Source organism: Allorhizobium sp. NPDC080224 (assembly GCF_050281005.1).
Lineage (GTDB): Bacteria > Pseudomonadota > Alphaproteobacteria > Rhizobiales > Rhizobiaceae > Allorhizobium.
In genome coordinates, this window is sequence record NZ_JBNNWJ010000001.1 from 481,559 (window position 1) to 502,420 (window position 20,862).

The following is a 20,862-nucleotide window of genomic DNA, read 5'->3' on the forward strand; positions in this document are numbered from 1 at the left end:
TTCCGAGCCTCGGGGCACGAGGCTCGTTGCCGTAGCTTTCAGGCTTCGAGATCGAAGCGATCGGCGTTCATCACCTTGACCCAGGCAGCCACGAAGTCCTTCACGAACTTCTCCTGGTTGTCGTCCTGAGCGTAGACTTCCGCATAGGCACGCAGGACCGAGTTCGAGCCGAAGACGAGATCGGCGCGGGTCGCGGTGAACTTCTTCTCACCGGTCTTGCGGTCGCAGATGTCGTAGGAGTTCTTGCCCGTCGGCTTCCAGGTGAAGCCCATGTCGGTCAGGTTGACGAAGAAGTCGTTCGTCAGCTGACCTTCGCGGGTGGTGAATACGCCATGCTTGGTGCCGCCATAGTTTGTGCCGAGCACGCGCAGACCACCGAGCAGCACCGTCATTTCAGCGCCCGTCAGACCCATGAGCTGGGCGCGGTCGAGCAGCATCTCTTCGGGGCTGACGACATAGTCCTTCTTCGTCCAGTTGCGGAAGCCATCGGCCAACGGCTCGAGCGGGGCGAAGCTTGCGGCATCCGTCTGCTCGGCAGTCGCGTCGCCACGACCAGCGGCAAACGGCACGGTCACGTCGTAACCGGCAGCCTTGGCCGCCTTCTCGATGCCGACATTGCCGGCGAGCACGATGACGTCGGCGACACTGGCGCCGAATTCCTCGGCGATCAGTTCGAGCACCGAGAGTACCTTGCCCAGACGGGCCGGCTCGTTGCCTTCCCAGTCACGCTGCGGCGCCAGACGAATGCGGGCACCGTTCGCACCGCCGCGCATGTCGGACTGGCGGTAGGTCCGGGCGCTGTCCCAGGCCGTAGCAACCAGTTCTGCGATCGACAGACCGGAAGCTGCGATCTTCGCCTTGACGGCGCCGACATCGTAGTTCTTGGCGCCAGCCGGGATTGGGTCCTGCCAGATCAGGTCTTCGGTCGGAGCTTCCGGACCGATGTAACGAACCCTCGGACCGAGGTCGCGGTGGGTCAGCTTGAACCAGGCGCGGGCGAACGTGTCTTGGAAGTAGGCCGGGTCCGCCATGAACTTCTCGCAGATCGCACGGTAGGCCGGGTCGACCTTCATCGCCATGTCGGCATCGGTCATCATCGGCATGCGACGGATCGACGGATCGGTGGCGTCCACCGGCATGTGCTCTTCCTTGATGCCGATCGGCTGCCACTGCTGGGCACCGGCGGGGCTGTGCGTCAGTTCCCAGTCATAGCCGAACAGAAGTTCGAAATAGCCCATGTCGAAGACGGTCGGGTTGGCCGTCCATGCGCCTTCGATGCCCGAGGTGACAGCCAGGCTCGCCTTGCCGTTCTGGTTCGGGTTCATCCAGCCGAAGCCCTGGTTTTCCAGGTCGCCGGCTTCCGGCTCGACGCCGAGTGCCTGGGCATCGCCATTGCCGTGTGCCTTGCCGACGGTGTGGCCACCGGCGGTCAGCGCTGCGGTTTCTTCGTCGTTCATCGCCATGCGGGCGAAGGTTTCACGGACCTGAGCGGCAGTCGCCATCGGATCCGGCTTGCCGTTCACGCCTTCCGGGTTGACGTAGATGAGACCCATCTGCACGGCGGCAAGGGGGTTTTCCATCGTATCAGGCTTGGTCACGTCGTCGTAGCGGCTGTCGGAGGGCGCAAGCCACTGCTTTTCCGCGCCCCAGTAGACGTCCTTTTCCGGACCCCAGATGTCGGGACGGCCGAAGGCGAAGCCGAAGGTCTTCAGACCCATGTCTTCATAGGCGACGGTACCGGCGAAGAGGATCAGGTCGGCCCAGGAGATCTTGTTGCCGTATTTCTTCTTCAGCGGCCAGAGCAGACGACGCGCCTTGTCGAGGCTGGCATTATCAGGCCAGGAATTGAGCGGAGCAAAACGGATATTGCCCGTGCCGCCGCCGCCGCGGCCGTCGGCCAGACGATAGGAGCCGGCAGAGTGCCAGGCGAGACGGATCATCAGGCCGCCATAGTGGCCCCAGTCGGCTGGCCACCACTCCTGGCTGTCCCGCAGCAGGGCCTTCATGTCCGCCTTCAATGCGGCGACGTCGAGCTGCTTGACGGCTTCACGGTAATCGAAGCCCTTGCCCATCGGGTCGGTCTTGGTGTCGTGCTGGTGCAGGATGTCGAGGTTCAGCGCATTTGGCCACCAGGCCATGACGTTTGCGCCGCTTTCGGTGTTCGAGCCATGCATCACCGGACATTTGCCGGCGTTTTTGTTGCTCATGGTATCCATGTTTGCCTCCTTGAAGTACCCGCTTGTCCAGGATCGGATCGCTGACGCGCCTTGAAGAGCATGTCAGCATCACAAGCCGATGAACTGTCGGCGGGACATCCCGCCTGACCCGCCGCCGCCCGGATCCGTATGGTCACAGGCTAAAGGATCGCCCCCTTAAAGGCGACCCGACGACGTCATCTGGAATTGTTCTAGCAAACCATTTCGATTAATGTAATTTGGAAATTGTGATCAGTTCCATAGGAAAAGATTATGATCAATTTCACCCTTCGCCAGCTCCGCTATTTCGAGGCGCTGGCCCGTCACGGCCATTTCGGGCGCGCTGCCGAAGACTGCGCGATCTCTCAGCCGGCACTCTCGGTCCAGATCAAGGATCTCGAGGAGGCGCTCGGCGCCGAACTCTTCGAGCGTGCCGCCCGCCAGCTTCGTCTCTCCGCCTTCGGGGAGGAGTTTCTCCTGCGCGTGCGCGACATCCTGAGGTCGGTCGACGAGTTGGGCGATCTTGCCCGCGCCCATCGCAAGCACCTCGTCGGACGCCTGCGTATCGGCGTCATCCCGACGGTCGCGCCTTATCTTCTGCCGGGCATGATCTCGGCGCTCACCCGCGAAAACGCCGATCTCGACATTCACGTGCGCGAAACGGTGACGCCGAAGCTTTTGCAGGAACTGGCCGAAGGACGGCTGGATACGGCGATCGTGGCGCTGCCGGTCTCGGAGCCGGCCATGACCGAAACGCCACTCTTCGAGGAAAACTTCGTTCTGGTTCGCCCAAGGGAGGATGCTGAAAAGCCGGTGCCGGACCGCGAGATGCTGCGCGAAATGCGGCTTCTGCTTTTGGAGGAAGGACACTGCTTCCGGGAGCAGGCGCTCTCATTCTGTGACATCGGCGCGGTGCGCCCCCGCGAGATCCTGGATGGCAGCTCGCTCTCGACCCTCGTCCAGATGGTAGGCGCCGGCATCGGCGTGACGCTGATCCCGGAAATCGCCATGCCGGTCGAAACCCGCTCCGCCGACGTCTCGATCGCCCGCTTCGCCGACCCCCAACCCTCACGCACGATCGGCATGATCTGGCGCAGGACGAGCCCGATCGCCAAGCAGTTGATGGAAGTGGCCGAGGTGGTGCGCAAGGCCGCCGCCGATTTCGGCGTCAGTTTGCCTTGAGCGTTTCCCGCGGGTGGCGGCCGAAGAAGGCGGCATAGTCACCCGAAAAGCGCCCGAGGTGAAAAAAGCCCCAGCGCGTGGCAGCCCGTGTCACGGTCAGGCCACGAGACCGCGCTCGGAGATCACGGTGAACGCCGTTCAGCCGCGCCATCCGGTACCATCGATCAGGGGCTTGCCCGAATGCGGCGAGCGTTGCTGCTGCCACTTCGCTCTGTGCCAGGGACCAGCGTTCGCAGAGCGCTCCGAAGGTCTCGGGGATGTCGTCCTCTTTAAGGAGCGCGCGTTCCAGTTGGCTGACAAGATCGATCGCCGCAGACCGACTGATCTTCTGGCTTGGCGCCGGTGCAAAGGCCCCGGCACAGCTTGAAAGGCGCATGAGGAGAACTTCCTCCAGCGCAGCTGCGGCTGATCCGTCGAGTCCACCACCAGTTCGCGCCTGACCGAGTAGGCAAAGAAGCCAGTCGCGCAGAAATTCATCCTCGGGCCGCAGCCGTCTCGACTGGATGACGGATTCTTTCGTATCGAGAGCGAGCAACGCGGCTGGCATTTCCACATGTAGGAGTTCGCTGCCACTGCCGGGCGCAACGAGCAAATGGGTCAGTCCTTGCCGCATGGCTATGACGGCGTCCGTCTCACACCGGCCATCGACGCGCCAACCTCCTTCGGATCGGAGCGGGAAGAACAGCGACACACGCCCTCCGGGGCTGATCGTTTCCTGTCCGATCGGAAGATTGATGCGGTCGCGCGTGATCGTGACCTGTCCGATCGACAGCGTTTCCGAGAGCGCCGCATATCGACCCCGCCCCAACTGCTTGCTGGCGATCTGCCATCCTCCGACGGCGCCGGCCTGCTCGGTCACGTCGGCGAACTCCTGGCTCCGATAGGACCACGCAGCTCCTGCCCAATAATTGAGCGTATCCCCTTGATGGACCTGGATAGAGTGCCCCATGCGCTTCACCTATTTTGTATGTCTTGCGAACAAAGGAGGAGTTCTCATGAAATCGAAACTAGCCTGTTCTGTCGGCCTCGCGCTGTCAATCTCAACAACAGCCATTGCTGCTGAACCGTCGCGCTGGGAGACGCCGACGATGATCAACGGTCGAGCCGCCATGCTCATGCCGGAACTGAACTACCTGACTTTCCAGCACATGGATCAGCTTTTCGCCACGCGGCCTGTGGCAGCAGGGGAGACCAAGAGAGAATTGCCGCGTGAGGAGCGTGACATCGGCAACAGCTTCGTCTTCGAAGGCAAGGAGCAGGGGCTCGATGCCTTCCTCGAAGAGACCGCGACAAACGCGCTGCTGGTCATCAAGGATGGGAAGATCGTCAAGGAGATCTACCGCAACACCAGCGGTGAGCAGACCCGCTTCATGTCCTTTTCCATGGCCAAGTCCATGCTGGCGACCATGATCGGCATCGCGATTTCCGAAGGCAAAATCAAGAGCGTCGATGACAAGGTCGTCGATTACCTGCCCGACTGGAAGGGCACGGCTTATGCGGATGTCACGATCCTCAATCTTCTCCGCATGCGCTCCGGGATAGACTGGAAGGAGATCTACGAGTTCGGCAGCGAGACCCAGCTCACCAAGGTCCATGACAACTCACTGGTCGGATACAAGTATCGCTGGTGCGACTATGCGCGAAATGAGTCCAAGCCGCTGAACGAACAGGGAAGCACCTTCAACTACTCGACCCTTGATACGTCCATTCTCGGCTGCGTTCTGGAGGCCGCGACCGGCATGAAAGGGGCGGACTACATGAGCGAAAAGATCTGGAAACCGGCTGGCATGGAAGCCCCAGCATTCTACGTGCTCGATGGTTCGGAAGCGGTTGGTCGGGAGTTCTATGGTGCCGGCTTCAATGCCACCCTTCGCGATTACGGTCGCTTTGGCCTGATGATGCTGGAAAACGGCAAGGTCGGGGAAACGCAGGTCGTCCCGCAAGACTGGGTCGAAGCCTCGACCGTTGCCCCCGCCGATTCCGCCGTGGTCGATCCTGAGGTTGGTTATGGTTATGGCTACCAGTGGTGGACGATCAGCGGCTCAGACGCCTATTCCGCCGTCGGCCTCTACAACCAGTACACCTATGTCGATCGGTCGACCAACGTGGTGATCGTGAAGCTCGCAGCCCCCGCGAGCCCGCTCGGCTACGAGCGCGAGAATCTGGATTTCTTCAAGCGCATCACAGAAACGCTCGCGAAGAACTAGTCAAAGCCGACGCACCAACAACGCCATCAGCCCGGTCGTCGCCATCAATCGGCGGCCGGGAGCGATTGAAAGAAATACAGAAAATCCAAGGGGATGGAATGGTGCTGCTAGAGAGATTTGAACTCTCGGCCTCTCCCTTACCAAGGGAGTGCTCTACCCCTGAGCTATAGCAGCATCTGGCGGGCGGAGATTGTGTGCCGCCCGGAACGAGGCGCCTATTGCCACAGAGTTTTGGGGTGCGCAAGCCATAAAGCGTTCGGGCGGCCAAGTTTTGTGACGGGATGTGAAGGGCCTTTGCGATTTTTCTTCGATCGGTTATCACGCACTGATGACGAATGACCTGGAAAACAAGGGCGGAGCGGACGAGGACGTCATCGAGGCGGCCCGGCTTGCCGATCGTGGAAAACGTGCGCTGTCCGACGCAGAGGCGCGCCGCCGTGAGCGGGCGGCCGCAAAGCTCAGAGAAAATCTCGCCCGCCGCAAGCAGCAGTCGCGTGCGCGCCGGGCCGGTGAGGCTGAGGATGGCGTCGGTCTGCCGGCTGCGCGCGCCGCATCGCAGGATATGGGCCGCGAGGCCGGGCATGCGGAAGCGGAGGCGGACAAATCCGATCCTGCCGCAAATTCGTCCAAACCCGGTGATTAACCGAGCGTTGCGGCGTCAATTGAACCGCTCGTGGTTTTCGTCTAAAGAGCCAGCCTCGCCGGATTGGCTTCCCCTCACACCTTCTTCAGGAAAGGCGGGCATTTCTCGCCCGTATCGCAGGCTCTCATGGATCGCATCAGGATTGTTGGTGGCAATGCGTTGAACGGGATCATCCCGATCTCGGGCGCCAAGAACGCAGCGCTTCCCCTGATGATCGCGTCGCTCTTGACCTCCGATACGCTGACGCTGGAAAACGTGCCGCATCTGGCAGACGTCGAAGGCCTGATCCGCATTCTCGGCAATCACGGCGTCGATATCGCCGTCAATGGTCGCCGCGAACATCAGGACGGTTCCTATTCGCGCACGGTGCATTTCACCTGCCGCACGGTGGCCGATACCACGGCGCCTTATGAGCTGGTCTCCAAGATGCGTGCCAGCTTCTGGGTCATCGGTCCGCTGCTTGCCCGTGAAGGCCAGGCGCGCGTTTCGCTGCCCGGCGGCTGCGCTATCGGCACGCGTCCGGTCGATCTCTTCATCGAGGGGCTGACAGCCCTCGGCGCCGAGATGGAAATCGACGGCGGCTACATCAATGCCAAGGCGCCGAAGGGCGGCCTGATCGGCGCCCGCTACACATTCCCCAAGGTCTCGGTCGGCGCGACCCATGTCATGCTGATGGCCGCTTCGCTTGCCCGCGGCACGACCGTGATCGGCAATGCCGCCCGCGAGCCCGAAGTCGTCGACCTCGCCAACTGCCTGATCGCCATGGGTGCCAAGATCTCGGGCGCCGGCACCTCCACCATCACCATCGAAGGCGTGCCGAGCCTCTCTGGCGCCCGTCATCGCGTGTTGCCCGACCGCATCGAGACCGGCACCTATGCCATGGCGGTCGCCATGACCGGCGGTGACGTGACGCTCGCGGGCACCGAGCTTGGCTTGCTCGACACCGCAATTGAAGCGATCCGCCGCGCCGGCGCTGAAGTTTCGGCCGTCGAGGGCGGCATCCGCGTCATCGGCCATGGTGACGCGATCCGCCCGGTCGATATCGTCACCGAACCCTTCCCCGGTTTCCCGACCGACCTTCAGGCGCAGTTCATGGGTCTGATGACCCGCGCCAATGGCGTCTCGCATGTCACCGAAACGATCTTCGAAAATCGCTTCATGCATGTGCAGGAACTGGCCCGCCTTGGCGCCAAGATCACGCTGTCGGGCCAGACGGCGCGCATCGAGGGCGTTTCGCGCCTGCGCGGCGCACCGGTCATGGCAACCGATCTGCGCGCCTCGGTGTCGCTGGTCATTGCCGGCCTGGCCGCCGAAGGTGAAACCATGGTTTCCCGCGTCTATCACCTTGATCGTGGCTTCGAGCGGCTGGAAGAAAAGCTCACCCGCTGCGGCGCCATTGTCGAGCGCATCAGCGACTGACCCTGCCGGGGGTCATCTCTTTCTGAGCGATACGGGGCGAAAAGTCTTTTTGCCCCGTTGCCACTGGACAAGCCGCAACCTATGTCGAAAACATGAAATTCGACAGGAAGGCCGTCGTCGGGCGGCACGGTGAGGTGACATGACGGACTTGAAGCTTCTGGCGCTCGACAATGATGATCTCGCGATCATCTCGGCCCATATGCAGGATGCCGTCTTCAAGGTCGGCGATCTCAGTTTTTCGGCTTGCTCGGGTCTGTTTTCGCTGGCGGCCAACCGTTTCGTCTGGGAAAAGGCGGCGCGCGCAACCAAGAGCTTCGAGCGCCGTCGTGCGGCCTTGAGCTTGAAGCGCGTCGAAGCTGTGCGCTCGATCGGCTTCGATCGCGGCAAGGCGGATGAGGTCATGTCCTTGCTCGCGATCCGGTATGTTCCCAAGGGCGAGGGGCCAGAGGGCGTCGTCGAGCTCGTATTGGCCGGTGGCGGCACGATCGCGCTGGAAGTGGAATGCATCGAGGCCCAGCTTGCCGATATCGGCGGCGCCTGGGAAACGACGGCTCGTCCGGAACACGAGGCCGGCTGAGGCGGCGCATCGACGTGATCGTCGCGGCGTCATCTAAATTGAAATGCTTGAGAGGGAAATACGGGGCGTGGCAATCTGGCTGGATCAGGCATCGGGAGATTTTGAGGCGCGTTTTGCGGCCTTCCTGACGACCAAGCGTGAAGTTTCCGACGACGTCAACGATGTCGTGCGCAAGATCATCGACGATGTGCGCGCGCGCGGCGACGCGGCCCTTGCCGACTATTCCAAGCGTTTCGATGGCGTGGATTTTTCGACCGTCTCCATGCGGGTAACGGAAGAAGAAATTGCAGACGCACTAGCCTCCACCGCTCCGGAATTGATCGACGCGCTGAAGCTTGCTGCCGAACGCATCGAACGCCATCACGCCCGGCAGATGCCGAAAGACGACATCTACGAGGACGCAATTGGGGTGGGCCTCGGCTCGCGCTGGACGGCGATCGATGCCGTCGGCCTTTATGTGCCCGGCGGCACCGCGAGCTATCCGAGCTCGGTGCTGATGAATGCATTGCCGGCCAAGGTGGCAGGCGTTCCCCGTGTCGTGATGGTCGTGCCGGCCACCGGTGGCGCCATCAACCCGACGGTTCTCGCGGCGGCCAGTATTGCCGGCGTCACCGAGATTTACCGCATCGGCGGCGCTCAGGCCGTTGCAGCACTCGCCTATGGCACCGAGACGATCGCCCCCGTCGCCAAGATCGTCGGCCCGGGCAATGCCTATGTCGCCGCTGCCAAGCGCCAGGTCTTCGGCACCGTTGGCATCGACATGATTGCCGGCCCATCCGAAGTCTTGATCATCGCCGACAAGGACAATGATCCGGACTGGCTGGCCGCCGACCTGCTGGCCCAGGCCGAGCACGATCCGGGCGCACAGTCGATTGTCATCACCGATGACCGCGCGCTGGGCGAAGCGGTCGAAGCCGCTGTCGAGCGTCAACTCAAGTCGCTTCCGCGCGCCGAGACGGCGTCTGCCAGCTGGCGTGACTTCGGTGCGATCATCAAGGTCGAGAAACTGGAAGATTCCATTCCGCTCGCCAACCGGATTGCAGCCGAACATCTGGAACTGGCCGTTGATAATCCGGAGCCGCTGATATCGGGCATTCGCAATGCCGGCGCGATCTTTGTCGGACGTCACACCCCCGAAGTGATTGGTGACTATGTCGGTGGTTCCAACCACGTTCTGCCGACGGCGCGATCCGCACGCTTCTCCTCGGGGCTGGGGGTGCTGGACTACGTCAAGCGCACCTCGATCCTGCGGCTCGGGCCGGAGCAGCTGCGCAAGCTTGCGCCGGCTGCAATTGCGCTGGCAAAATCGGAGGGGCTTGAGGCCCATGCGCGTTCCGTTTCCATCCGGCTCAATCTCGGGGACTAGCACATGGCGGCGGGCGACTTCCGGCTCTCAGATGTCGTGCTGGACGAGACCATCGGGCGCTCGACCCCTGATGTCGAGCATGAGCGGGCGGTTGCCATCTTCGACTTGATCGAGGAAAACTCGTTCGAGCCCGCCGGCCATCCTGGCGGTCCCTATCACCTCTTCCTGTCGTTGATGGATCGCAAGCTCGTCTTCTCGATCAAGACGGAGGCCGGCGAGGACGTCGCCGTGCACATCCTGTCGCTGACGCCCTTGCAGCGGATCATCAAGGACTACTTCATGATTTGCGAAAGCTATTACGAGGCGATCCGCTCCTCGACGCCGTCGCAGATCGAAGCGATCGACATGGGCCGCCGTGGCATCCACAATGATGGCTCCCAGACGCTGATGGACAGGCTCTCGGGCAAGATCAAGATCGACTTCGATACTGCGCGGCGTCTCTTCACTCTGGTCTGCGTGCTCTATTGGCGGGGCTAGGCGGTATGGATGGGGATGGGGTTCAGGGCCGGCGTCCGTCGCGGCCGGGGGCGATCCTCTTCATGTGTGGCCAGAATGTTATTCGCAGCCCCATGGCAGAGGCGGTCGCCAGGCAATTCCTGCCATCTGGAACTTGGGTTGCCTCTGCCGGGGTCAAGAAGGGCGAGCGAGACCCCTTCGTCGATGTCGTGCTCGATGAAATCGGCCTGTCACTCGGCCGCCGCCAGCCCCAGACGCTGGAGGACATGGAAGACGACTACTTCGATCTCGTGATTACCCTGACGCCGGAAGCACATCACGCAGCCCTCGAATTGACCCGGTCTTCCGCGGTCGAGGTTGAGTATTGGCCGATGCCGGATCCGACAGTCGAAACCGGCAGTCGCGAACAGCGGCTCATCGCCTATCGCGACGTGCGGGATCGCCTGACGAAGCTGATCCGGGACAGGCTGGTTCTGGCCCCGGATTAGCGCCGGTTTTGCCCCCCTTGAAACAAATTCCAAAAGCCGAATCTACAAGGTTCACAAATGCCGGGCGATTGTGTAGTTTCCGCCCACATTTTCAGGGGCCCCTCGTGCGCCCCTCCAAAACCCCAGGAAAGACAACCGCTCTATGGCAAAAGAAGAAGTCCTCGAATTCCCCGGCGTCGTTACCGAATTGTTGCCGAACGCCACCTTCCGCGTAAAGCTCGAAAACGAACACGAAATCATTGCCCACACCGCCGGCCGCATGCGCAAGAACCGTATCCGCGTTCTCGCCGGTGACAAGGTTCTGGTCGAGATGACCCCTTACGACCTGACCAAGGGCCGTATCACCTACCGCTTCAAGTAAGCCTTAGGCCAAAAGCTGAGGCTTGAGGAGCGCGTTCGGATGGAATTGAGACAGAAGCTGATTTTGGCCTCCGGGTCGCCGCGCCGCGTGGATCTCCTGAAGCAGGCCGGCATCGAGCCCGCACGCCTGATGCCGATGGATCTCGACGAGACGCCGAAGAAGTCGGAGCATCCACGCTCGCTCGCCCGTCGCCTGTCTGCAGACAAGGGAAACGCCGCCTATCAGCAGGTGCGCAAGGATCTGACCTGGGGAGGCAGCTATATCCTGGCCGCCGACACCGTGGTCGCGGTCGGCCGCCGCATCCTGCCCAAAGCGGAGCTGATGCAGGAGGCTTCCTCGGCGCTGCATCTGCTCTCGGGTCGCAGCCACTGGGTCTTCACCGGCGTTTGCCTGATCGGCCCCGATGGCAAGCAGCGCCAGAAGATCGTCGAGACCAAGGTCCGCTTCAAGCGCCTCTCAGGTTACGACATCGAATGCTACCTTGCGTCAGGCGAATGGCGCGGCAAGGCCGGCGCCTATGCCATCCAGGGCATTGCCGGTAGCTTTGTCCAGAAGATCGTCGGCTCCTACACCAACGTCGTCGGCCTGCCGCTCTTCGAGACGCTGCAGATGCTCTCGGGCGAAGGCTATGACGTGCACACCGGCTGGACGGAGGGCTGACGATGTCGCAGGGAGACGAACAGCGGACCGCCAAGGTCGAGCCGCTGCGCAAGACGCGGCCATGCCCGGAATGCAGCCGTCCCTCGACGCGGGACAATTATCCGTTCTGCTCCGATCGCTGCCGAAATCTCGACCTCTCGCGCTGGCTGAAAGGCTCCTACGCCATCCCGGTTGCCGACGACGAGTCCAAGGCGGACGACGACTACCGCGATTGATCGTTCGCTGGCCGAAAAGCCTGTTCGCGACCTCCCCCGATCCCCTTGTTCTCGTTCACCTTTCAGCGATTTTCACATCTTCTTCAAAAAAGTCGCCGAAGCCGCTGGACATGGCCGAACAAGATGTTATAACCCCGCTCGCTCCCGGGGATATGCCCCGGCGGTCTTGACTAAAGACCGGCAGGCTTTGCAAACAAGCCGAGATGCCCGGATAGCTCAGTTGGTAGAGCAGCGGATTGAAAATCCGCGTGTCGGTGGTTCAAATCCGCCTCCGGGCACCATATTTTTCAAGCACTTAGCCGAAAAATCGCTCCTTTCCATGTCGCAGCATGTTGCAACTGAGAAACGTTGATTTTCAGTGGTTTTCACTGATGCGCGGCAGTTAGACGCGACATGAAATGCAACATGGAGCACGCCGAACCAGCTTGTCAGTAACGCTTGCCTCGGTCATTCTTCGCGGGGAGGGCAGACATGCGGACACTCTTCACTGCTGCGGCGCTTCTTGTTAGCGCCACGACATCGGACGCTTCAGCGCCGGGGCGAAGCTATCTTTGTGTTGCTGATCAGGCTACCGGCTTCAAGTGGCAGGCGGATCGGTGGTCTGCTGCGCGATTTGACCCCGTGCCGATGAAGTTCCTATTGCGCCCGATCCCACCAACGAGCCTAGATCCACTGGCTACGCATGGCGTCTATCGAATGGGTGATAGCGCGCTCCACATACTGTGCGAGCCCTTTCCCTCGGCAAAGGACGCAAGCTTGCGCTGCGGATACCCCGGCCTGAGCCTTCTATTCGTGGAAGGAACGATGCGTTTTGAGTACTATTTTGGTGTCGGGTACACTGCCGGCGGCGAAACTGAGCACAGCTACACGCCGCACATCGCGATTGGAAAATGCACGGTCTTAGATTGACCTGTTCGCGCGGCAATAGCATCACCGCGCGATCTCGCGCTCGAAGAAGTCTTCCCACGATCCGGCACCCTGCGGCGGTCGGGTCACGCGCTCGCCCGCTTCGTTGATCTGGGACGCGCCAGCATTCAGCCACTCCATGGCAGCCTGCACATCGGAGTTCTCAGCCAAGGCACTGCCAGCCAGCCCGATCGCTTGGGGCGTCAAAGCCGTCATCTGGGCTTGCGTCGTCGGGCTCATGGTTCGGCGGTTGGTGTTGGTCATCCAGCGCCTGAAGCCGGGATGCGTGATCAGGGCCGCGAGGCCGCGTGCGACGACTGCACCCTGAAAGGCCTTGCCCGGTGACGAGAGCATGCCCGTGACTGCGGCACCGGCAGCAAGGCCACCGATTGCGCTGGTCGTGGCGTCCCGTTCCTGCCGGCGGGCCGTGATCAAAGCCAGATCCCGCAGCGCCTGGCGGTTCTCAGGCGACACGAGCGCGTTGATCCGATCCGCCTGCTGGCGGCTTACGCTGTCCTTGCCGGCCCCGAGCAGTTCCGCGATGCCCTGACTATCTGCCGGGTTCGCTTCGTCCGTCACGAGACGGCGCACGGCCGACATGTCGCCACCGCCGCGGCTGATGGCACTCTCAACGATGTCCGCGACAATCCCACGTTCAACCTGGGCCTTCATCGGCGCCGGCAGCTTGGTCATGACCTGCAAGGCCTCATTGGGAGAAGCCCGGCGATATAACCACGGGACAAGCTCTTCGGCGTTCAGCTTGGCAGCCGCGCCGTTCTCGCCACGCAGGAAAGGCCCGATTGCGCTGTTGCGATACTCACGCGCGATCTGGTCCTCGGCGGCGGCTGCGGCTCGAAGCTGGCCCATGATGTTGGGCGTTCCGTTCTGGGATAGCGCCTCGGCGTCGAGATACTTCGACCGGTTCGAGATATCGACGGCCAGATTGCGAAGCTGCTGAGCGTCGGCGACGCCGAACAACTCGGTCACGGCCTCATCATCGAGGCGGTTCAGCCGCTCCACGAGCCCGTCAACGTTGACCACCTTGCGGCCCTGCCGGGTCTGGTCCCGCCCGGTGTCCAGGATCTGCTCAACGGCGCTGCGGCGTGTGGCGGCCCATTCCCTGCTATCAGCGCCCATCAGGTCTCGGGTCTCTCGGATAACGCCGGGGGCACCTCTGCCCGTCAGCAGCCGCTCGACCAGCTTGTTGTCTTCCACAAAGCCGGATTGCGTCGGTTCGCGATAAGTCTCCGCGATGCCCTTGCGGTTGAAGCGGTCGATGTTCTGCGCATAGAAGCGGTTCGCCTGAGAAAGCGCCTGGCGCAGTTCCGGCGTGCCAGCTCGGGCAACGCTGTCGTCAATCGAGCGGGAGATCGCCTGGTTCAACTGGTTCAGGTAGCGTTCCGGCACGCCCGGCATCAGAGTTTTGTCGTCGATCGCATCCATGATCAGGGACCGCATCTGGCGAGCCTGCTCAATGGTGACGTTCTCGGCGATGTCATCGACCCCGAGCAGGAAGCGGGAAAGGCCCTGCGGCGTGAAACGGTTGCTCGGGCTCCCGTCAGCAGTCGGGGGCAGCGCTTCCCGAATGCGGGCGACCTGATCGCGAACCGGGCCGACGTTGACGATTGCATCCTGACCGCCCGGAGCGGCACGCGCGGCATCGTAGAGCCGCTTCGCCTCGTCCTTGAACTCCTGCCGCGCACGCTCCAGCCCTGCACGGGTCTGCTGGCCTGCACCTTCAGCGGACATGAGCGGGCCTTGCCGCTCGGTCAAACTCGTCTGGTTGCGGTCAATGGCCTGATCGGCGCGGGTGAGGGCCTGCTCACGATCAATCGCTAGGTTCTGTCGCTGCGTCGAAAGCTCGCCCACGGCCTCGCGTCCCACGGCGTTGGGGTCAACACCGCCGGCCAGATCGTCCTGGAAACGGGCAACGGCCTGATCTCCACGTTCCCGATACTGCCGCATTGCTTCGCTCGATCCAGGCAGCTTCTCAAGCATGCCTTCCATTCGAGGGATAAACCCGCCTGCGCCTTCCTCGCTCGCCAGAGGGGCGATGTCGTAGCCTTGGGAGCGCAGGCGCTCGGATGCCTGCCGGAACTCGGTCGCGATGGGATCGGATGCCGACTTGGCGAAAGGTGCCTTGGCCCAATTGGTCGCGCCAGACGCCAGCCTTCCCACGCCCCCGAAGATCGTTCCGAGAATTGCATCGACGCTGGCCTCTCCGGCAGCGCGGGGCAGAACGTCGTCAACAATCGACGGCTCGACTTCCCGGTTCTCGGGGAAGAGACGGCCGACTGTTTCGCCGACCATCTGGGCGCCTGCTGCGGACATGACCGCCGAAGCAGGAATGCCCACGGCAGGGCTCACGGAATAGGCCGGCACGGATGCCGCCGCGCCGCCGATAGCGCCGACCAGATCGGGCACGCCGCCGGCCATGCTGGCAACGTCGCCCATATCGATGCCGGGCGGGTTGAACAGCCGTTCGATGCCGTCCTTATCCCGAACCACGCGGCGATCGGTCGGATTGCCGAACTGATCGTTCAGCACATACCAGCCTTCATTCTCCGCGCCGTAGGTGTTCGTCAGATAGCGGTCGCGGGCTTCAGGCGTGTTCAGGAACGAGGAATAGGCCCGTTCGCTGAGCGGAGCGCCACCGGGGCGGATGCCGGGGTTCGTAGCTTCGATGCGGCGATTTTCTTTTATGCCCGCAACGGCCTGCATTCCCGAGCCGAACAGCTCGCCAGCGGAGATCTCGGAAGGCGGCATGCCGAAGATGCTGCTGAGAACGGTATCGGCCATGTCCAGCGGAGCCCCAAGGACAGTACCCGCAGTATCAATCGCACGCTCTGCGCGGCCCGGCGGCGGGATTACAGGCTGATTGGGGCCACCGGGAACGCCCCGGCTGTCTCGACGGTCTTCTGGCCGGACTTCCATCTGTTCGGCTTCAGTGCGGCGGCGACGGGCGCGAGCGAGCGCAAGGGCTTTCTGCTGTTCAGGGGTCATCGGAAAAGCTCCCGCTCTTCAGGGGTAAGAAACTGCCAATCGGCCGGATCGACGCCCGGCGGGGGTGACTGTGGCGAGGCGGGGGCCTGCGCGGGCTGCTGCGGTTGCAAGCTGTCCATGCCGGGGATCTGCGTCGGGCCGCCTCGGCTGGTGCTGAGCATGGTCTCAACGTAGGTCTGAGCCAGAGCCGGCGAGATTGCCCCGTCATCGACAAGCTGGCCCACGACCGCACGATTGATCGGTGGCAGAGCTTCGCCGCCTTCGGCCAGCGTGCCGGCGAACTTCTCGCGATAAGCGTGCAGGACCGTGAGCGCTGCGATCTTTGCCCTTGCGCCGGGCAAGCTTTCGCCCAAGCCCTTTCCGGCCATAACCTCTTGCGCCATGCGCCGATCGGTATCGGAGATCCGACTGTCACCGGCCAAGCTGCGGGCAAGTCCCATGGTGGTTGCGGTCATCTGAGCCCGCATCGAGGTCACGTCGCCGCGGGCCACCTCGGGCCAGATCTGGGCGCCGTAGTTCGTCAGAAGCTCGTTGAAGTTGCCCGCAACGCCAACGTCAGAAGCCGAGATGTTGTCGAACAGGGTCTGAAGCTCACGGGCGCTGCGCGCTGCTGCGTCCCGCTGGCCTTGAAGCTGCGTCTGTTGGGAAACGGTGTTGCCGCTGCCTCCCGTGGTGAAGCGCATCTTGCCTTCGCCGTCCGTTTCGAACGTGATCCCGCCCCCGGTGCCTTCCTTGCGGATGACATTCGGCACGACCTGGCCGTTGTTGGCGTTCACGATCCGACCATCTGGCCCGACGATACCGGGGAAGCGGAATTCCTGCCCATCGGGACCGACTGCCAGATAGTTGTCGACACGTTCAGCGCTGGCCGGCTCATAGGGCTGCGCTCCCACACGGGTTGCAGCGCCTGGCGTCATGAATGCGGGCTGATTGGTGCGCGGATCGATCGCCTTAACCGGGGTCTTATCGCCCATGATGGCATCGAGAAGATCCGTGTCGGTCAGACGGCCGTTGTCGAGCAGGCGCTGGTTCTGCGCCGCTGTCCACTCCGAAGCGGACAAAGGCTTAGGAGCACCTTCCAGGATCTCCGTGAGGTCCGTGGCTTCGACGGTCTGTGAAGGCAGAAAGGCTCGCTGGCCTTGGTCCAGGATCACGGGCGCGGCCATCTGGCGATCCATCAGGCCCTGTTCCATGATGCGGCGCTGTTCCAGCGCGTTGATGTTGCCCTGGTCGACGCCGTACTTGTTGTTGGTGAAGTTCAGGACGCCCGCGCCGGTCCCGACACGGCTCAGCGTTTCGAGATCAACAGTCGGGTCCAGCGACATCTCAAAATACTGTCCCAGCCGGTTCATCTCGGCGCGCTTGGCGTCTGCCGTTGCATAGCCCGCCGCGTCGCTGCCGCTCTCCATGCCCATCGGCGGGGCGAACAAATTGGACAGGTTGCTGGCGATCTGGGCCACGTAAGGATCTTGGTAAACCCGATTGCTTTTGATGGTCATGATCTCGGTTCCTTCAATGCGCCGTCAGCGGCTCGGGGTGAAAGACAGCAGCTAGCGGGTTCCTGCTGAGAGCGTGGGCAAGATCGAGCTGAGACGAGGCCACGACGAGATCCCGAAGGTGCAGCGCTCTAAGCTCGCTTTCCAGAATGCGCGCCGTTGCGAGCAGCCACGTGAAGCGATCCAAGTCCGTACAGGTCAAGGCGGCGTTGGCGCATCCCAGAGAGTGAAAGATATGCTCGGCTGCGATCCTGCCGGCGGTTTCGGCGGCGACCTGTGGAGCGGCTGCGAACAAGAGCCGCTGAGCATCGGCAGAAAGCGCCGGATCGAGCCCGCCCAGGCTTGCGGCGGCAATCAGCGCATTCAGCCCCTCGGCGCAATGAAGCACCACGCTTTTTCCCTCTGCGGCACTGCTGAGCTTTGAGACTGCGATTTCGAGGCATTCATTCCCGGTCTTGGTCATGAGAATATGTCGGCTTCTTCAGCCGCCTTTCCGAGTATCTGGTCGATAGTCCCGCGCTCCCGATCCCGACGCCAGCGGGCGAGATCCTGATAGTGCTCGGCGATCCTGGCGCGATGGATCAGGATCTTCACGCGGCTGCGATCGTCGTTGTGACGGTCGGTGAACTGCTCTTTGTCGATCGCCTCGACCAAGCGCGCTGCGGCAAGCAGCCCCTCTGTCAGATGCTCGATCTCCATTTTGCCCATCCCAGGCTCTGAAGTACCCCAACGGATTGCGCTACCGAGTGCCGAATAGACGGCGCCCATTAGCTCGTGGGTCAGGCGGGTGTCGGGTAGCTCCCACGTCTCGCGGTGCCGGTCAGATAGCTGGAGGATCGCCCCCAAGGCCATCTGCATGTCGAACACCCATCGCGACTGCCCGCCAACCCATTTCAGGTGCTGAATTGCGAAAGCTGCGCTTTCATTGGCTGCCTGTGTTGCAATGCTCACGGTCTTACCTGCTTCGACGTTGATGTTGTCGAAGTGTCGGGCATGTCGGTAAGCGAAAGTAGTGCGCCCAATGGTGAGGTTTTCCGCACGGATTTCAGGGGGTAGCTGGCGCTTTGTCATGGGGCTGCTGGATCAATATCGGTCGCGGCGAAAGATCGCCGATGGGACGGATTGATTGACGTTTGCCCGCATGGGCCTCGGGTGCGACGCGCTCGCCTCGTCACGGTTTTCCAGCCCGTTCAAGATATCAGGAAAGAGGCTCGGAGGCCAGCGTGGCGGGAGCAGTTTCAGAGGTCCAAACATCCACGAAACCGCACATTTCTCCAGGCGTAGCCCGGTGGGGGTCAGATGCGCGGGCGACTATGTGCCGGGGGCCGGGGCGGGGTGCCGGGTGGCAGCAGCAAGGCGCGATTGCTGCTGCGTTGCGGTCATGCGTGGCGCGTCAATGCTGTCATGGCCGTCTTATGCTGTCCGAATGGGTATAGTTCAGAGTACGGACGATTTCTGTCCTTTTTTGCGTACGTATGGCTTGACTTAGCGTCAACGGTCATGATTATATACGGTCATAACCCAAGCGTACTAAGGAGAGCACGCCATGAACGCCGACCGCACCCACGCATACCGCTCTTTCATCTCGGTCCAGAACGAAGCCATCGACGCGCTAAAGGCCGGCGACCGCGAAACCGCTCACTTTGCCCTGATGGAGATTGAAACCATGATGTTCGCGACCGATTGGCCGCGCCTTCGCCAAGCGGCTGGCGAGTTCCTTCGCCTGCATGCCGACCACATGCCCACGTCCGAAGAGCGGGACGCCTATGACCTTCAGGTTCTTCGCACGGAGATCGAAGGCGCTGGCGCTCATGAGCGCGACACGATCGCCTTTCAGCACAATCTCGCTGAGATCGAGAGCATTCGCCGCAGCACGCAGCACACAACGGTTCGTGTCGCCGCTGCAACCGTGCTGACCGAAACGGCCATGCGCTTCTAATCATCCCAGATCAGCCAAGGAGGGCCGGCGAGAGCCGGCCATAGCCCAATGCCCAAAGTGATCTTTTACGCTCGTGTGAGCACGAACGAACAGACCCTAGCCCATCAGCAGACCCAGGCAGAGAAGGCCGGGTATGTCTTTGATCAGGTTCTCGCCGATCATGGCGTTTCCGGTGTCAGCACGAAGATGAAGGATAGGCCCGAAGGACGGCGCCTGTTCGATATGCTGCGCGAGGGCGACACGCTCGTAGTGCGTTGGGTGGATCGCCTCGGGAGAGATTATCGCGATGTGACGCAAACGATCCGTGAGCTTATGGAGCGAGGGGTGATTATCCGCACCATCATCAATTCCATGGTCTTTGACGGATCGGCGCGAGATCCCATGACGATGGCCGTGCGCGATGCGCTTATTTCCTTCATGGCCGCATCAGCCCAAGCGCAGGCGGAAAGCCTGAAGGCCGCTCAGTTGGCCGGGATCGAACACGCCAAAGCGAATGCAGCGGATCGCACAAAGGCTTACCGCGGCCGCAAACCGAGCTTCACGAGAAAGACACTGGCGAGGGTGGTCGAGATGCTGGCCGCAAATGCCGGCGTGACTGCAATCGCCAAAGAAACGGGACTGACGCGCCAGACGATCATGCGGATCAGGGCCGATCCGGCAGCCGCCGACCAGAACCTGAAAGAGTGGGGGCTCTAAGCCCTCACTCGAATACGTCGCCGCTGCCCTCGGCCCCGGCTTCCATCAGGGCAAGGAATTCACGCCTCTCCCGCTCGATCTCTTCACCTGCTGCTTTCAGCTCGGCTGCCGTCATCTCGTGCAGGGCCTTGGGCGGCTCATTGCCCGTGGTCGCATAGAGGCCGTTCCCACGGGCGAGCGCGCTCGCTGCTGCGGCTCTGCTGTTCGCGGGAGCGCTCTTGTCCTCTGCGAGATCGATCAACGCGTTGACCGCCGCCTCTAGCCCGCGCGTGCGCAGTCTTCGAATTGCTCTTGCGCGTGCTGCGTCTTCTTCATCGTGCTCGACTGTCATTAGTCAAAGACCCCTGATGTTGGTTGCATTTGCTGTTCGGCTAGTCGCCGATAATGATCCCGTGCGGCTTGAAGAGCCGCCTTCTGCCGTTGCAGCTCGGCAAGCTCGGCTGATATCGGCTTGTCGTCGGGCTTATCCAGGCTGGCGCGGATCTCGGCCGCACGCTTGCGATCATCCCGACGCCTTGCCCGTTCTGCTGCCGGTCCCGGTGCGTGGGTATTGGCCCTCTGGTCGTGTCGCTGCCGTTCCTCCGGGCTCATGGCTGCCAACCTCTTCACCTTCGCCTTGCGATCCCGTTCGATCCTTTTCAATTTCGCTTGCAGTTTGGCTTCTGCATCCGGGGCCTTCCCATTGGGCCACTGAACCAGCCCCCACTGGTCGGCCTTCGGCGTAGCCCCGCCATGAATGCGGCAGCGATCGGAACCAGCCAAGGCCAGGTTCTGACAAGGCCGATGATCCTCGGTCGATTTCGTTCGGGCGCCGCAGAGCTTTCGATAGGGGCGCACTTCCCGATTATACCGCGTCAACGCGGCAGCGCCGATCTTCGGCAGCCCGAATTTGGCCCACGCTTCTTGTCTGTCGGATCGCTTCCTAGGCATCGCTCACAGCCTCCGTGGTCATATGCACCCATGAGGTCAGACCAGTTGACCGCACCAAACCGGCCGCGCCACCACTCAAGGCGACACGACCAGATCCCAATCCCACAAGCTGCGCCGCCCGCT

At 62.2% G+C, this 20,862-nt stretch carries 22 protein-coding genes and 2 tRNA genes; 15 read left to right on the forward strand and 9 right to left on the reverse strand.

What is annotated here, in order from left to right; all coding sequences use genetic code 11:
- Positions 1-38 precede the first annotated feature (38 nt).
- A complete protein-coding gene (gene katG, locus ACQKP1_RS02365) occupies positions 39-2,216 on the reverse strand; it encodes a catalase/peroxidase HPI (protein ID WP_427274052.1) in 2,178 nt (725 codons plus the stop codon).
- A gap of 252 nt (positions 2,217-2,468) precedes the next feature.
- Here katG and ACQKP1_RS02370 point away from each other — a divergent pair, with 252 nt between their 5' ends.
- Positions 2,469-3,377, forward strand: a complete 909-nt coding sequence (locus ACQKP1_RS02370; RefSeq protein ID WP_427274053.1) for a LysR substrate-binding domain-containing protein — start codon at positions 2,469-2,471, stop codon at positions 3,375-3,377.
- Here ACQKP1_RS02370 and ACQKP1_RS02375 read toward each other — a convergent pair.
- A complete protein-coding gene (locus ACQKP1_RS02375) occupies positions 3,364-4,326 on the reverse strand; it encodes a helix-turn-helix domain-containing protein (protein ID WP_427274054.1) in 963 nt (320 codons plus the stop codon). The genes ACQKP1_RS02370 and ACQKP1_RS02375 overlap by 14 nt on opposite strands.
- 46 nt (positions 4,327-4,372) lie before the next feature.
- On the opposite strand from ACQKP1_RS02375, the gene ACQKP1_RS02380 reads away from it, so the two are divergent.
- The gene (locus ACQKP1_RS02380; RefSeq protein WP_427274055.1) at positions 4,373-5,584 is read left to right on the forward strand and encodes a serine hydrolase domain-containing protein; all 1,212 of its coding nucleotides are present in this window, start codon (positions 4,373-4,375) and stop codon (positions 5,582-5,584) included.
- Between the two features lie 99 nt (positions 5,585-5,683).
- Here ACQKP1_RS02380 and ACQKP1_RS02385 read toward each other — a convergent pair.
- A tRNA-Thr gene (locus tag ACQKP1_RS02385) sits at positions 5,684-5,758 on the reverse strand.
- 154 nt (positions 5,759-5,912) lie between these two features.
- On the opposite strand from ACQKP1_RS02385, the gene ACQKP1_RS02390 reads away from it, so the two are divergent.
- The 11 genes from ACQKP1_RS02390 to ACQKP1_RS02440 all read left to right on the forward strand — a co-directional run bounded on the left by ACQKP1_RS02390 (position 5,913) and on the right by ACQKP1_RS02440 (position 12,678).
- A complete protein-coding gene (locus ACQKP1_RS02390) occupies positions 5,913-6,227 on the forward strand; it encodes a hypothetical protein (RefSeq protein ID WP_427274056.1) in 315 nt (104 codons plus the stop codon).
- A 126-nt stretch (positions 6,228-6,353) separates the two neighbouring features.
- The gene (murA, locus tag ACQKP1_RS02395; RefSeq protein ID WP_203019476.1) at positions 6,354-7,646 is read left to right on the forward strand and encodes a UDP-N-acetylglucosamine 1-carboxyvinyltransferase; all 1,293 of its coding nucleotides are present in this window, start codon (positions 6,354-6,356) and stop codon (positions 7,644-7,646) included.
- A gap of 139 nt (positions 7,647-7,785) precedes the next feature.
- Positions 7,786-8,223, forward strand: coding sequence for a DUF2948 family protein (locus ACQKP1_RS02400; RefSeq protein ID WP_427274057.1), 438 nt, complete (start codon positions 7,786-7,788; stop codon positions 8,221-8,223).
- Positions 8,224-8,290: 67 nt separating this feature from the next.
- On the forward strand, positions 8,291-9,589 hold the full coding sequence (gene hisD / locus ACQKP1_RS02405; protein WP_427274058.1) for a histidinol dehydrogenase: 1,299 nt from the start codon (positions 8,291-8,293) through the stop codon (positions 9,587-9,589).
- A 3-nt stretch (positions 9,590-9,592) separates the two neighbouring features.
- Positions 9,593-10,066 (forward strand): UPF0262 family protein, encoded by a 474-nt coding sequence (locus tag ACQKP1_RS02410; protein WP_054149036.1) that lies wholly within the window; start codon positions 9,593-9,595, stop codon positions 10,064-10,066.
- A 5-nt stretch (positions 10,067-10,071) separates the two neighbouring features.
- A complete protein-coding gene (locus ACQKP1_RS02415; RefSeq protein ID WP_203019484.1) occupies positions 10,072-10,533 on the forward strand; it encodes a low molecular weight phosphatase family protein in 462 nt (153 codons plus the stop codon).
- Positions 10,534-10,675: 142 nt separating this feature from the next.
- Complete coding sequence (gene infA, locus ACQKP1_RS02420; protein ID WP_004435948.1) at positions 10,676-10,894, forward strand: translation initiation factor IF-1; 219 nt, start codon at positions 10,676-10,678, stop codon at positions 10,892-10,894.
- 39 nt (positions 10,895-10,933) lie between these two features.
- Complete coding sequence (locus tag ACQKP1_RS02425; protein ID WP_203019486.1) at positions 10,934-11,554, forward strand: Maf-like protein; 621 nt, start codon at positions 10,934-10,936, stop codon at positions 11,552-11,554.
- Positions 11,555-11,556: 2 nt separating this feature from the next.
- Complete coding sequence (gene yacG / locus ACQKP1_RS02430; protein WP_427274059.1) at positions 11,557-11,769, forward strand: DNA gyrase inhibitor YacG; 213 nt, start codon at positions 11,557-11,559, stop codon at positions 11,767-11,769.
- Positions 11,770-11,974: 205 nt separating this feature from the next.
- Positions 11,975-12,050, forward strand: a tRNA-Phe gene (locus tag ACQKP1_RS02435).
- A gap of 190 nt (positions 12,051-12,240) precedes the next feature.
- A complete protein-coding gene (locus tag ACQKP1_RS02440; protein WP_113460018.1) occupies positions 12,241-12,678 on the forward strand; it encodes a hypothetical protein in 438 nt (145 codons plus the stop codon).
- Positions 12,679-12,699: 21 nt separating this feature from the next.
- Here ACQKP1_RS02440 and ACQKP1_RS02445 read toward each other — a convergent pair whose 3' ends face one another.
- Genes ACQKP1_RS02445 through ACQKP1_RS02460 form a run of 4 tightly spaced genes read right to left on the reverse strand, consistent with a single transcriptional unit; the run spans position 12,700 to position 18,245 of the window.
- The gene (locus ACQKP1_RS02445) at positions 12,700-15,678 is read right to left on the reverse strand and encodes a hypothetical protein (RefSeq protein ID WP_427274060.1); all 2,979 of its coding nucleotides are present in this window, start codon (positions 15,676-15,678) and stop codon (positions 12,700-12,702) included.
- A complete protein-coding gene (locus tag ACQKP1_RS02450) occupies positions 15,675-17,177 on the reverse strand; it encodes a hypothetical protein (RefSeq protein WP_427274061.1) in 1,503 nt (500 codons plus the stop codon). The genes ACQKP1_RS02445 and ACQKP1_RS02450 overlap by 4 nt, the downstream gene beginning before the upstream one ends.
- A gap of 13 nt (positions 17,178-17,190) precedes the next feature.
- Positions 17,191-17,637 carry a hypothetical protein gene (locus ACQKP1_RS02455; protein WP_427274062.1) on the reverse strand — a complete coding sequence of 149 codons (447 nt, stop codon included), beginning with the start codon at positions 17,635-17,637 and terminating at the stop codon, positions 17,191-17,193.
- On the reverse strand, positions 17,634-18,245 hold the full coding sequence (locus ACQKP1_RS02460; RefSeq protein ID WP_427274063.1) for a hypothetical protein: 612 nt from the start codon (positions 18,243-18,245) through the stop codon (positions 17,634-17,636). Before ACQKP1_RS02460 ends, ACQKP1_RS02455 begins: the two co-directional genes overlap by 4 nt.
- 475 nt (positions 18,246-18,720) lie before the next feature.
- On the opposite strand from ACQKP1_RS02460, the gene ACQKP1_RS02465 reads away from it, so the two are divergent.
- Positions 18,721-19,113: a hypothetical protein gene (locus ACQKP1_RS02465; RefSeq protein ID WP_427274064.1), complete on the forward strand. Its 393-nt coding sequence runs from the start codon at positions 18,721-18,723 to the stop codon at positions 19,111-19,113.
- A 48-nt stretch (positions 19,114-19,161) separates the two neighbouring features.
- Entirely contained in the window at positions 19,162-19,809 is a 648-nt protein-coding gene (locus ACQKP1_RS02470; RefSeq protein WP_427274065.1) for a recombinase family protein, read from the forward strand.
- Positions 19,810-19,813: 4 nt separating this feature from the next.
- Here ACQKP1_RS02470 and ACQKP1_RS02475 read toward each other — a convergent pair whose 3' ends face one another.
- Together ACQKP1_RS02475 and ACQKP1_RS02480 are read right to left on the reverse strand one after the other, a co-directional pair.
- Positions 19,814-20,140: a hypothetical protein gene (locus ACQKP1_RS02475; protein WP_427274066.1), complete on the reverse strand. Its 327-nt coding sequence runs from the start codon at positions 20,138-20,140 to the stop codon at positions 19,814-19,816.
- The gene (locus ACQKP1_RS02480) at positions 20,140-20,739 is read right to left on the reverse strand and encodes an HGGxSTG domain-containing protein (RefSeq protein ID WP_427274067.1); all 600 of its coding nucleotides are present in this window, start codon (positions 20,737-20,739) and stop codon (positions 20,140-20,142) included. Before ACQKP1_RS02480 ends, ACQKP1_RS02475 begins: the two co-directional genes overlap by 1 nt.
- Between the last annotated feature and the right edge of the window lie 123 nt (positions 20,740-20,862).

Excerpts from the sequence above, each read along its gene's own strand:
- ACQKP1_RS02465 (WP_427274064.1), top strand. The coding sequence starts at position 18,721 with ATGAACGCCGACCGCACCCACGCATACCGCTCTTTCATCTCGGTCCAG.
- ACQKP1_RS02470 (WP_427274065.1), top strand. The coding sequence starts at position 19,162 with ATGCCCAAAGTGATCTTTTACGCTCGTGTGAGCACGAACGAACAGACC.
- ACQKP1_RS02455 (WP_427274062.1), bottom strand. The coding sequence starts at position 17,637 with ATGACCAAGACCGGGAATGAATGCCTCGAAATCGCAGTCTCAAAGCTC.
- ACQKP1_RS02390 (WP_427274056.1), top strand. The coding sequence starts at position 5,913 with ATGACGAATGACCTGGAAAACAAGGGCGGAGCGGACGAGGACGTCATC.
- katG (WP_427274052.1), bottom strand. The coding sequence starts at position 2,216 with ATGGATACCATGAGCAACAAAAACGCCGGCAAATGTCCGGTGATGCAT.
- ACQKP1_RS02480 (WP_427274067.1), bottom strand. The coding sequence starts at position 20,739 with ATGCCTAGGAAGCGATCCGACAGACAAGAAGCGTGGGCCAAATTCGGG.
- ACQKP1_RS02425 (WP_203019486.1), top strand. The coding sequence starts at position 10,934 with ATGGAATTGAGACAGAAGCTGATTTTGGCCTCCGGGTCGCCGCGCCGC.
- ACQKP1_RS02380 (WP_427274055.1), top strand. The coding sequence starts at position 4,373 with ATGAAATCGAAACTAGCCTGTTCTGTCGGCCTCGCGCTGTCAATCTCA.
- ACQKP1_RS02460 (WP_427274063.1), bottom strand. The coding sequence starts at position 18,245 with ATGACAAAGCGCCAGCTACCCCCTGAAATCCGTGCGGAAAACCTCACC.
- ACQKP1_RS02415 (WP_203019484.1), top strand. The coding sequence starts at position 10,072 with ATGGATGGGGATGGGGTTCAGGGCCGGCGTCCGTCGCGGCCGGGGGCG.
- ACQKP1_RS02370 (WP_427274053.1), top strand. The coding sequence starts at position 2,469 with ATGATCAATTTCACCCTTCGCCAGCTCCGCTATTTCGAGGCGCTGGCC.
- ACQKP1_RS02440 (WP_113460018.1), top strand. The coding sequence starts at position 12,241 with ATGCGGACACTCTTCACTGCTGCGGCGCTTCTTGTTAGCGCCACGACA.
- ACQKP1_RS02400 (WP_427274057.1), top strand. The coding sequence starts at position 7,786 with ATGACGGACTTGAAGCTTCTGGCGCTCGACAATGATGATCTCGCGATC.
- yacG (WP_427274059.1), top strand. The coding sequence starts at position 11,557 with ATGTCGCAGGGAGACGAACAGCGGACCGCCAAGGTCGAGCCGCTGCGC.
- ACQKP1_RS02445 (WP_427274060.1), bottom strand. The coding sequence starts at position 15,678 with ATGACCCCTGAACAGCAGAAAGCCCTTGCGCTCGCTCGCGCCCGTCGC.
- ACQKP1_RS02410 (WP_054149036.1), top strand. The coding sequence starts at position 9,593 with ATGGCGGCGGGCGACTTCCGGCTCTCAGATGTCGTGCTGGACGAGACC.
- infA (WP_004435948.1), top strand. The coding sequence starts at position 10,676 with ATGGCAAAAGAAGAAGTCCTCGAATTCCCCGGCGTCGTTACCGAATTG.
- ACQKP1_RS02450 (WP_427274061.1), bottom strand. The coding sequence starts at position 17,177 with ATGACCATCAAAAGCAATCGGGTTTACCAAGATCCTTACGTGGCCCAG.
- ACQKP1_RS02375 (WP_427274054.1), bottom strand. The coding sequence starts at position 4,326 with ATGGGGCACTCTATCCAGGTCCATCAAGGGGATACGCTCAATTATTGG.
- ACQKP1_RS02475 (WP_427274066.1), bottom strand. The coding sequence starts at position 20,140 with ATGACAGTCGAGCACGATGAAGAAGACGCAGCACGCGCAAGAGCAATT.
- murA (WP_203019476.1), top strand. The coding sequence starts at position 6,354 with ATGGATCGCATCAGGATTGTTGGTGGCAATGCGTTGAACGGGATCATC.